The sequence below is a fragment of the Paenibacillus sp. P5_B5 genome, from assembly GCF_056400365.1.
The window spans coordinates 46,599-57,454 of the sequence record NZ_JBFULK010000024.1; the positions used below are offsets into that span (position 1 = coordinate 46,599).

8 protein-coding genes are annotated in these 10,856 nt (G+C 43.5%); 7 read left to right on the top strand and 1 reads right to left on the bottom strand.

Features of this window, described 5'->3' with window-relative positions:
- Positions 1–138: 138 nt before the first annotated feature.
- From AC1DOK_RS22755 to AC1DOK_RS22770, 4 genes are all read left to right on the top strand, one after another.
- Positions 139–828 carry a response regulator transcription factor gene (locus AC1DOK_RS22755; protein WP_477556594.1) on the top strand — a complete coding sequence of 230 codons (690 nt, stop codon included), beginning with the start codon at positions 139–141 and terminating at the stop codon, positions 826–828.
- Positions 825–1,829: a sensor histidine kinase gene (locus AC1DOK_RS22760; RefSeq protein ID WP_477556595.1), complete on the top strand. Its 1,005-nt coding sequence runs from the start codon at positions 825–827 to the stop codon at positions 1,827–1,829. Before AC1DOK_RS22755 ends, AC1DOK_RS22760 begins: the two co-directional genes overlap by 4 nt.
- An 85-nt stretch (positions 1,830–1,914) precedes the next feature.
- Positions 1,915–2,670: an ABC transporter ATP-binding protein gene (locus AC1DOK_RS22765; protein ID WP_477556596.1), complete on the top strand. Its 756-nt coding sequence runs from the start codon at positions 1,915–1,917 to the stop codon at positions 2,668–2,670.
- Entirely contained in the window at positions 2,660–4,603 is a 1,944-nt protein-coding gene (locus AC1DOK_RS22770; protein WP_477556597.1) for an ABC transporter permease, read from the top strand. The genes AC1DOK_RS22765 and AC1DOK_RS22770 overlap by 11 nt, the downstream gene beginning before the upstream one ends.
- Before the next feature lie 46 nt (positions 4,604–4,649).
- On the opposite strand, the gene AC1DOK_RS22775 is transcribed toward AC1DOK_RS22770, so the two are convergent.
- On the bottom strand, positions 4,650–5,882 hold the full coding sequence (locus AC1DOK_RS22775) for an L-lactate MFS transporter (RefSeq protein ID WP_477556598.1): 1,233 nt from the start codon (positions 5,880–5,882) through the stop codon (positions 4,650–4,652).
- Positions 5,883–6,112: 230 nt separating this feature from the next.
- On the opposite strand from AC1DOK_RS22775, the gene AC1DOK_RS22780 reads away from it, so the two are divergent.
- From AC1DOK_RS22780 to AC1DOK_RS22790, 3 genes are read left to right on the top strand one after another with little or no spacing between them, the layout of a single operon-like run.
- Positions 6,113–7,561, top strand: coding sequence for an aminotransferase-like domain-containing protein (locus AC1DOK_RS22780; protein ID WP_477556599.1), 1,449 nt, complete (start codon positions 6,113–6,115; stop codon positions 7,559–7,561).
- A 12-nt stretch (positions 7,562–7,573) separates the two neighbouring features.
- The gene (locus AC1DOK_RS22785; RefSeq protein WP_477556600.1) at positions 7,574–8,560 is read left to right on the top strand and encodes a D-alanine--D-alanine ligase; all 987 of its coding nucleotides are present in this window, start codon (positions 7,574–7,576) and stop codon (positions 8,558–8,560) included.
- 31 nt (positions 8,561–8,591) lie between these two features.
- Positions 8,592–10,709, top strand: coding sequence for a DUF5054 domain-containing protein (locus AC1DOK_RS22790; RefSeq protein ID WP_477556601.1), 2,118 nt, complete (start codon positions 8,592–8,594; stop codon positions 10,707–10,709).
- Positions 10,710–10,856: the final 147 nt, after the last annotated feature.

Below are 10,856 nucleotides of genomic sequence, written 5' to 3' on the forward strand. Positions count from 1 at the left end.
TCATCAGTAGTTCCGATAGATTAAGATTACACTTTTCTTACAACGATGTAAGGTTACGTCCGATGGGACAAGCTGCTTGCGCCTTTTCACTTCCTAGGTTATCCTCGGTACATAGAACGACTTGTAGGAGTGATGATGATGCAGACGATCTTAATCATTGAAGATGATCCTCAGTTACGGAAATTACTGAAGGAGCACTTAGAGAAATATAACTATCAGGTTCAAGCGATTACAGAATTTGGGACCGTACTGGAACAGTTCAAAGAGGTTAAGCCACATTTGGTTCTGCTCGATGTGAATTTACCGAAATTCGATGGATTCTTCTGGTGCAGACAGATTCGCACCATATCGACTTGTCCAATTCTCTTTATATCTGCACGTGCAGATAAGATGGATCAAGTCGTGGCATTACAGAACGGAGCGGATGACTACATCACGAAGCCCTTTTATCCGGAAGTGGTGCTAGCGAAAGTAGAAAGCCAATTAAGACGAGCGTATGGAGATTATGCGTCGGCTCCGACCACCATAATGGCTGGGGAACTGAGCTTGAAGGTGGATACACAAGAACTTTCCTATAATGGTGTCACAGTAGAACTCAGTTTCAAAGAAACGACCTTACTATCCCTATTAATGGAGCATGTTAATCAAGTGGTGAGTCGCGTTTTTTTACTGGATGCGCTATGGGATGATCATCGTTACGTAGGAGAGAATACACTTAATGTCTACGTTACACGATTACGGAAGAGTCTTGAGGTCATGGGTCTCGAACAATCGATCGAAACGATCCGAGGGGTAGGGTACAGGCTGAAGATAGGAGACGATATATGAAGCTTTTTGTAAAAGATCACCTGATGCTGATCGCTATGAATCTTCTGCAATTATGCTTACTACTATCAGTTCTTTGGCTAGCAGGATTCACAAATATATCATTACTCATGTATATTTTCTTGCTTGGCTTTGTCGTACTAGGTCTTTACTTAATTATTCGTTATGTTCAAAATCGTTCATTCTATAAGCTTCTATCTCAAGTAGAGACCATGAATAAGCTTGATGATACCTTGCAACTGAAAGCTAACACCTATGCAGCCAAGCGGACTGAGGCATTATTGCATAAGCAATACCAGCTGTATATAAAAGACGTACAACAGTTTGAGTCGCACCAGAAACAGCATATCTTGTTTATGAATCAATGGGTTCATCAAATGAAGACCCCTCTATCGGTTGCGAATCTACTGGTTAAAGGGCGACCCGATCCGATATTTGTAGATATCCAGGAGCAGCTAGATCGGATGGAGAAGGGGCTTGATATGGTTTTGTATATGTCACGTCTGGAGAGCTTTGAATTGGACTTCTTTCTCGAACCAACGGATATGCTTGAGCTGTTAAATGAAGTATTACGTGATCACCGGCGTCTATTGATTAAAAATGAGTTGTATCCATCCGTTCACGGAGAGGAAGGTTTGATCATCATAACGGATAAGAAGTGGCTAGCTTTTATCCTCTCTCAGATCGTAACGAATGCGGTACGTTATTCAATGAAATCCAATCATCTAGATATTCGTTTGTCTAGAGAAAATAACTTGGTTGTAATTGAAGTCGAAGATTACGGTGTTGGCATTGCACCACAGGATATTCCTCGCATATTTGATGCACATTTCACAGGGGAGAACGGGCGATTGTACCGTGAGTCAACAGGAATGGGCCTATATATGGCCAAGGAAGTATGTCGTCGCTTAACACATACGATTGACGTGAAGTCTGTTCAAGGGTCAGGGACAACGATCCGTATGACCTTTGCTGCACAAGAGACTTATCTTACATCAATGTAAGGAAAGTGTAAGGTTAACAAGTCGACCCCTATATGTGATTACGGTAAGTTATATGTAACACAACTGAAGGGCAGAGTGATTGAATATGGAGACATTACAACTTAATCAAGTAAGTAAGATATATAACGGCAAAGTATCTTATAAAGCATTATCGGATATAACATTTACGATACAGCAGGGAGAATTTGTAGGCATTATGGGACCGTCAGGAAGCGGGAAGACGACGTTACTCAATTTAATCTCTACGATTGATACACCGACTTCAGGCGAAATACGCATTAATAATAAACAAACAACAGGTTTATCGAAGAAAGAGCTAGCGTCGTTTCGCCGCCGTGAGTTCGGACTTGTGTTTCAAGACTTCAATCTTCTAGATACGTTGACAGTCAAAGAAAATATCGTTTTACCGCTATCGCTTGATCGTAAAAGTGTCGTTGAGATGAATATACGTGTTGATGAGATTGCTGGACGAATTGGGATTGCAGATATTCTAGATAAGCGCACATATGAAATATCCGGTGGTCAGCGTCAGCGCGCAGCGATTGCCAGAGCCGTCATTCATCAGCCTTCACTATTACTTGCGGATGAACCTACCGGTAATCTTGATTCCAACTCTGCTCGTAATGTAATGAGAATGATAGAGACGTTGAATCGTGAAGATGATACAACGACCCTTTTGGTGACGCATGATCCGGTTGCGGCTAGCTACTGTCAGCGTATTATTTTTATCAAAGACGGTCAACTTCACAATGAACTACGCCGAGGAGAGAATAAGCAGACATTTTATCAAGAGATCATTAACACGTTGTCATTCTTAGGGGGCGAGTCACGTGACATTTAGTCAATTCGCCTGGAACAATGTCACCCGTAATGCACGTGCTTATGTGGCATACTTTCTCTGTAGTACATTCTCAGTGTCGATTTTCTTTTCGTATGCGATCTTCATGTTTCACCCTGCACTAATGGGCGACGAACTTGGGATGTCCATTCAAGTGGGGATGCAAGCGGCAGAATATGTTATATTCTTCTTCTCATTCGTCTTTGTCCTGTATTCGATTAGTTCCTTTCTTAAGGCGAGGAAGAAGGAATTTGGCATATTAACGATACTTGGTGCGGAACAATCCCAGATCTATACGATTGTATTTATGGAGAATCTAATCATCGGAGCACTTTCCATTGGGAGTGGGCTAGGTTTCGGTCTATTATTCTCCAAACTCTTCTTATTGTTAAGTGCCGAAATGACGGGTCTTGAAGGACTGAACTTTTATTTCCCAACGCAAGCGATAGGGTTAACAGCAGGAGCCTTTGCAGCACTCTTTATTATCATCTCGTTCACAACGACGTTGTTTCTGCGTAAGCAACAAACGTTGGAATTACTGAAAGGGAGTAGTAAACCCAAAACAGAGCCGAAAGCATCGATATTCCTGTCACTCCTGTCGGCAGCCTGTATTGGTGGCGCTTTTTTCCTAGCACAGAAGGATATTGGTCAGACGTATATATACGTACTTGGTTTAGGTACAATCGGCACGTACTTCTTTTTTACACAGCTAAGTGTGTATATGATCCGTCTTATGAAGCGTAGTCAGGCTTTCTTTTACCGTGGAGTCAATCTACTCTGGCTGTCAGAGATGGCTTACAAAATCAAAGACAGTGCACGTATCTTCTTCATCATCACAGTCGTTACCGCGATGGCTTGCGGGTTCCTTAGTATTGTATTGAGTGGTGACGCTCAGAACAAACGGGAATTCAACAACAATCCGTTCGCGATTCAATATAAATCCTATGATACGGTAACTCCCAATTGGGATCAGGATGTCCTCAGGATCGATCAGATCTTAGATCGCAACGAAATCAAGTATGACAAGATACAAATTGAAAGTGTACATGTGAACTTTGAAGAAGAGATTTCTGGTTCGTTCGGATTAATTAGTTTGTCAGACTACAAGCAATTAGTCGGGGTTTATAAACTCCCGGGTATCGATGTTCTAGCGGATCAAGAAGCAGTTGTTCTTAACAATTCTTCTAATACGTTTACACCTTCTGGGCAAAAGCAAACAGAGGGATTTACAACCTATCCAACACTCACATTTAATCAAACCTCATCATTTGATGTGTTGATGCAACAATCGGCAGCCATGCCGGAGATCTATGAGGCTCGATTAGTCGTATTGTCTGATGAACGATATAACGATCTGTTTGAGCAAGTATTGAGTAGTCCGAATGCTCAGACACCATCGGCTACTGTATTGTATAAGATACCGGAATGGTCGAATGATCATTTGCCGCAGGAGAATTCACAGGAGTTAAAGGTCACTGGAGAGATCAACACGATCATGAATAAAGACTTAGGATACATCTCTCTGCGTGCGACTGACTACTTACAAATGAAACAAGAATTTAGCATTATTAAATTCGTGTGGATCTTTATTGCCGCTATGTTCTCAGTGTCATCCGTTAGTTTCTTATATTTCAAACTGTACAGTGATTTGAAGTCAGATCAACGTATGTATCAATCATTATCGCGAATAGGTCTGACAGAACAAGAGATGAGTAAATCAGCCTCGATCCAACTTGCTGTTCTATTCTTTCTTCCGCTATTTATCGCATCCCTAGGGGCCATTATAACGGTGGAGCTCATTCGTCCAGAATTAGGTATGGATACGACGATACGTTCCTCATTAACCGCCGTAGTGGGTTACTTCATCGTGCAAGTCGTATACTTTATTATTATTAGAGCCCTCTATATACAGAAATTGAAAAAGGCGATGTTCTAAGATTAAAAAGACCAGAAAGATAGACACTTTGTGAGAAAAGTGACCTTCATTCTGGTCTTTTTAATAATTCCAAATGCATCTGTTTCTTCTTCACTTTACCTCGAACAGGAGGTTTAAGAAAGGTGATCAGAATAAGAGAGATGATACAGAGAATTCCAATGACGATAAACGTTTGTTTGAATCCTCCTGTGATGGAGGCAATGAATGCACCGGATAATGCACCTAGACCAAATCCTTGGTAGATGATTCCGTAGTTCTTGCTGTGATTCTTCAGACCGAAGAAATCTCCGACAATCGCAGGGAATACGGTAATGTTACCACCAAAACAAAAGGCAATTCCTGCTACACAAGCAAAGAATATTCCATAGTTTAATGGGACGAAACTCAACACAAGTACTGAAAGCGTAGTAACAAATAAAGCACCTGCGACGACGCGTAACCGACCTGCCTTGTCCGACAGTGCACCAAGAGTAATCCGTCCAGCTGTATTAAAGATGGCGATCATAGCTACTGCATTCGCTGCGCTTTCAACAGACAGTCCAACCAATTGCACCCCGATGTCTTTTACAATACCAATAAGATACAATCCACTCATACATGCGGTAGAGAAGACAATGAACAAGAGATAAGCTTCTTTGGTTCTTAGCATTTCTTTGACTGTGAAATTCTTGTCATCACTATGAGAAAGTTGAGTCGAACTCACCTGATCAGCCACAGGAGCCTCACGTATAATTTGAGCGCCCGATATAACCATGATCATCACAATAACTCCCCATATTAGGAACGCTTGCGACACACCTACTGAATTGATAAACCCAGAATTGATATATTTGAAAATCAAGCTACCCATGCCGTAAGAGCCCACAGATACTCCTGCAATCAGACCCTTTTTATTCGGGAACCATTTGATCAAATTAGATAATGAAGTGATATAAGCAGTACCGTCTGCGAATCCAACGACCACGCCAGCTAGTAGATATATGAGGAATAATGAATTTACCTGTGAGCTTGCGATGAGACCAAGACCAAGTACCAATCCTGCGATCGTGATCAGCTTACGAATACCCCACTTGTCTTGCAATTTACCTGCAAAAAGTGTTGAAATAGCCAGTGAAAAACTAGTTATAGAGAAGGTCATTGCGACAGAACTGAGGTCCCAGCCGAACTTAGTTACGAGAGGTTGATTGAATAAACTCCAGGTGTAGATTGTCCCAAGACCCATCTGAATGATAATAGTACCAAGTACGATAAGCCAACGTTTCATAGGTGTATTTTTCATAGAGGTGGCCTTCTTTCTCATAGTCTCATGATGTTAATGTAACCTTATAACCGAATTATAGACCTTGTAGAAATTGGATGGTCGGTTATGGCATGAGATGCAATGAAAACGGTGTGGTAATCCATCCGTAGTCTCGGTTGAACAGACCACAACCGGAAGAAAAATCCAGGGTCGTGGTTCTTTTATATGACGGATTTTTGTGCCAAGATAACGATGTGGGGTGATCTTACTTGTATAATGATTTCGAACTGATTCATGAACGACCGGTGTACATTCAGGTGATGGATTACGTGAAACGGCTAATCCTGGAAGGAGCCTTGCAGGACAACCAGAAGCTCCCCTCCACTCGCGAGTTCAGTACGTTGCTGCATGTGAGCCGCAATTCTGTGATCGCAGCTTATACAGGCTTAGTGGAGGATGGCTTCGTATATGTCGTGAAAGGCCAAGGAACCTATATTACCTCCTCAGCCACCAATGCTGCGCCCCCTTCATGGCAGCTGGATTGGAAGGCACGCCTGAACGAGCATGCCATTCTAGCCGAGGAGCTTGACCTGATGAAGCACGGAATACGCGCCCAGAAAGGGACGATCTCCTTCACCAGCATTGCCCCTGACGAAACCTTATTCGATTTAGACAATATTAAGCGAGCGTTTCTGGATCGGATGGCCGTGGAAGGGAACGTGGTGCTGAACTACGGCTACGCCAAGGGATACAAACCGCTTATTGACTATTTGCTGCGCTACATGGGGCACAAGGGCGTCGATTTGAAAGGCAAAGATCTATTAATTACGAATGGCTTCACAGAAGGCTTCGATATGATCTTATCCGCCCTGAGCAGGAAGAATGGTACTGTCATCTGCGAGAATCCGACCCACAATACCGCGATCAAGAATCTCAAGCTGCATGGATTCGAGATTACCGGGATCGGTATGGAACAGGATGGGATCAACCTAAGCGAGCTGGAACATGCTTTGTCCAGGCAAGCCTACGATTGTGCTTATTTCGTCCCTTCTTATCATAATCCGACTGGTATCGTGATGTCGGCTGAGAAGCGGGTCGCACTGATGAAGCTGATGTCTCGTTATCAAGTCCCGGTCATCGAAGACGGCTTCAATGAGGAGCTTCGCTATTCGGGCTCTCATGTCTCGCCACTTATCGCAGCGGCAGGCCTAGGCAACAGTGTGATCTACGTAGGCAGTTTCTCCAAGGTGCTGTTTCCTGGGCTTCGCGTGGGTTGGGTGCTGGCCGACCGAGAGCTGATCTATTACCTGGAGAGCATCAAGCGTGCCCGCAGCATCCATACATCGACCATCGATCAATCGATTCTCTATCAATATTTGCACAATGGTAACTTGGAAAAATATTTAAAAAAAGCAAGGACTACGTACAAACGCAAATACGAATGGACGCTGGAATGCTGTAGAGCCTACATTCCTTACACGAACTTATCGGGCGACGGTGGGCTGCATCTTTTCCTCGCTTTCGATGAAGGCTTTGATACGAGAAAGCTGCTGGAAGCGTGCGCTCAGCAAGGGGTTATTTTCACACCAGGGGACGTGTTTCACACCGATGGCAAGGGAAAGCATACGATGCGGCTTGGATTTTCCAGAGTAGCAGATGAAGATATTATCAAGGGAATTCGAATTATTGGCGAGATGGCCAAACAACTAATGGGTTAAAGAGGTGCAGACATGAAGATTGGCATCATTATGGGTGGCATTTCATCGGAACGCGAGGTATCGATCCAGACAGGTAAGGAAATGCTGTCGCATCTGGATCACAATCAATATGACGTGACTTCCATCGTGATTTCACAGCGAAATGAGCTGATTGAGAAGGTGCAAGGGATCGATATAGCACTACTTGCGCTTCATGGAACGTATGGGGAAGATGGAACGGTGCAGGGTACGCTAGAAACGTTAGGTATCCCTTATACAGGAAGCGGCGTACTCGCTAGCAGCATGTGCATGAACAAGGAAGTTACCAAGCGATTACTGCGCTATGAGGGAATCACAACGCCCGATTGGTTATGCTGGAACAGGTTGGATGATTACTGTGCGGAAGCCGTCGAACGGTTAGGGTATCCGGTTATAGTTAAGCCTAATTCTGGCGGTTCAAGCATCGGCATTCAAAAGGTCACAAGTCCGAATTCGCTTCGGAGCGCTGTAGAGGAAGCTTTTCGTTGGGATGATTCGATCTTGATCGAACGATATATGCCCGGAGAAGAAATCACTTGTTCCATCTTGAACGGTGAATTGCTGCCCATCATCAGCATACGATCGGTTCATTCGGACTGGTTCGATTATACGGCCAAATACACGGACGGTGAGGCCGATGAGCGAGTGATCGTGCTGCCCCCGGAGGTCGAAGAGCGAGTGCGTTCAGCAGCGCTAATGTGTTACCGGATCATGAAGTGTGATGTATACGCGAGAGTCGATATGATGCTAGTGAATGGCATCCCTTACGTATTGGAAGTGAACACTCTACCCGGCATGACCATGAATAGTCTGTTTCCCAAGAGCGCTCTAGCGGCGGGCATCTCGTTCGCTCAGCTACTGGATCACATTATTCAAGGCTCGTTAACAGGGAGAGAATATACCGCTTCTTATTTTGTACCTGTTTTAGCAAAAATACATTATTCAAGGAATTGTAAGCAGGGCGATAAAGAGGTAAATTAAGGATATTAGAAGTCAATGGGGAGGAAGTCATATGTCAAATACAGCAGTCAAAACCGTTCATGTCATTTTTAAAACGCATCTGGATATTGGATTTACAGACTTGGCAGCAAATGTCGTTGATCAGTACATGAATCAATTTATACCGAAGGCATTGGATCTATCTGAGCAGGCTATGCATCCTGATGGTCGCTGTGATTTCATATGGACAACAGGATCTTGGCTCATATATGAATATCTGCGAACAGCGGCACCGGCTGATCGTCTTCGAATGGAACAAGCTATCCATGATGGACGAATTGCTTGGCATGGGCTACCTTTTACGACACATACAGAGCTCATGGATCCTTCACTGTTTGAATTTGGATTATCGCTTTCAAAAAGACTGGATAAGCAGTTTGGCAAACAAACGATTGCCGCAAAAATGACGGATGTTCCTGGACATACGATTGCAATGGTTCCTCATCTAGTTAAATCTGGTATTCAATATTTGCATCTCGGTGTTAACCCGGCATCGAAAGTACCCAATGTTCCCTCGTTATTCCGCTGGCAAGCTCCGGATGGATCTGAAGTGATTGTCAATTACGCGGATAATTATGGCAAAGTATTGGAGATTGAAGGGCTAGAGGATGTGCTAGTATTCGCACATACTGGCGATAATTGCGGTCCTCCTTCACTTGATGAAATTCAATGTCAGTTGGAATACCTGGCAGAGCTATACCCAGGAGCAACCATTAAAGCTTCGACGCTGGATGCTTTTGCAGAACGGTTGATGACAGTACGAGACAAACTCCCGATTATTAAGGATGAAATTGGTGATAGCTGGATTCATGGCGTAGGGAGCGATCCTATTAAGGTATCTCAATATAGAGAACTCCTTCGCTTGCGAAGTGAGTGGATACATAATGGGGTGCTGGACGTGGACAGCGATGCTTATTATCAGTTTAGCGAGCGTTTGCTGCTTATACCAGAGCATACCTGGGGAATGAACGAGCAGGTGTATCTTCCTGATTATGAGCATTATTCGGTTACAGATTTTGATGAGGCAAGAACAACCGACCAGGTACACCCCAATGCTTCACGTAAATACAATTATGTTGTGGCTTTTAGTATGGGTAATTTAGATGATCATTCCTCTGATTTATTTAAAGACTGGGTTGCCTCCAAATCCTATAGCAAATTCGAGAGCTCTTGGCAGGAACAGCGCGAATACATTCAGCAGGCTATTGCAGCATTACCCGTTCAATTGCAGAACGAGGCCAAATCGGCACTTAACAAGCTATCTAACTTTGACACTTGTGAAGACTTGGGGGAATCATGCGTTTCTTTGGAAGTAGGCAAGTGGTATAGATTGGGTACATTTAATGTGAAGTTCGCAGGAGATGGTTCAGTCGATGGACTTAAGGATCAGAAGGGGAAGTTATGGGCAGATTCCGGACATGTCATTGGTTTATATCGATACGAAACGTTCGGCAAATCGAATTATGATCGTTGGTTCGATGAGTATGTAGAGAATATTAGAGCAACACATCCATGGTCAGAGGGGGATTTTGGAAAGCCCGGTATGGAATTTGCTTTACCCAAACCTGAACATCAACTACATACTCCTATTCTACAAAGTATATGGCATTTAAGTTCCAGTACAGAGGATCAGATTGTTGTGAAGCTAACTCTGTCTTCAGACATTGTGAAGGATACAGGAGCTCCACAGGAGGTTTTGCTGAAATATACATTTGATAAGTCATGTGACCGTGTAGATATCACACTGCAGTGGAAGGACAAAAAAGCATTCAGATTACCAGAAGCTGCTTGGCTATCCATTAATCCACTTGTAGATAATCCAAACCGATGGGAACTTGGCAAAATGGGACAGTGGATCTCTCCGTTATTCGTTGTCAAAAATGGCAATCGCAACATGCATGCTGTGAACTTAGGGGTGAGATATCAAGGGCCCGATGGGCATGTGCAGTTGACGACTTGGGATGCTCCGTTAGTATCTCCGGGGGAGCCAAGATTGCTTCAGTTTGATCAAACCTTTGCTTCACTGGACGGCGGGATGCATTATAATCTGCATAACAATGTGTGGGGGACGAATTTTCCAATGTGGATTGAAGGGAATGCTCAATTTCGTTTTACTTTGGAATGGAATTAAATATATTGAAGGTTTCTCTATTTTAGTGAAAAAGTAGTCGTATTCTTCAAAGTTGCCTGCCGTGATTTTCTCTGCTGAAATCATACTGCCAGTGTTTTGATGGTATAGTCCATAACTGCGCAGATTCTGCATGTGCTTGGTCCAAAC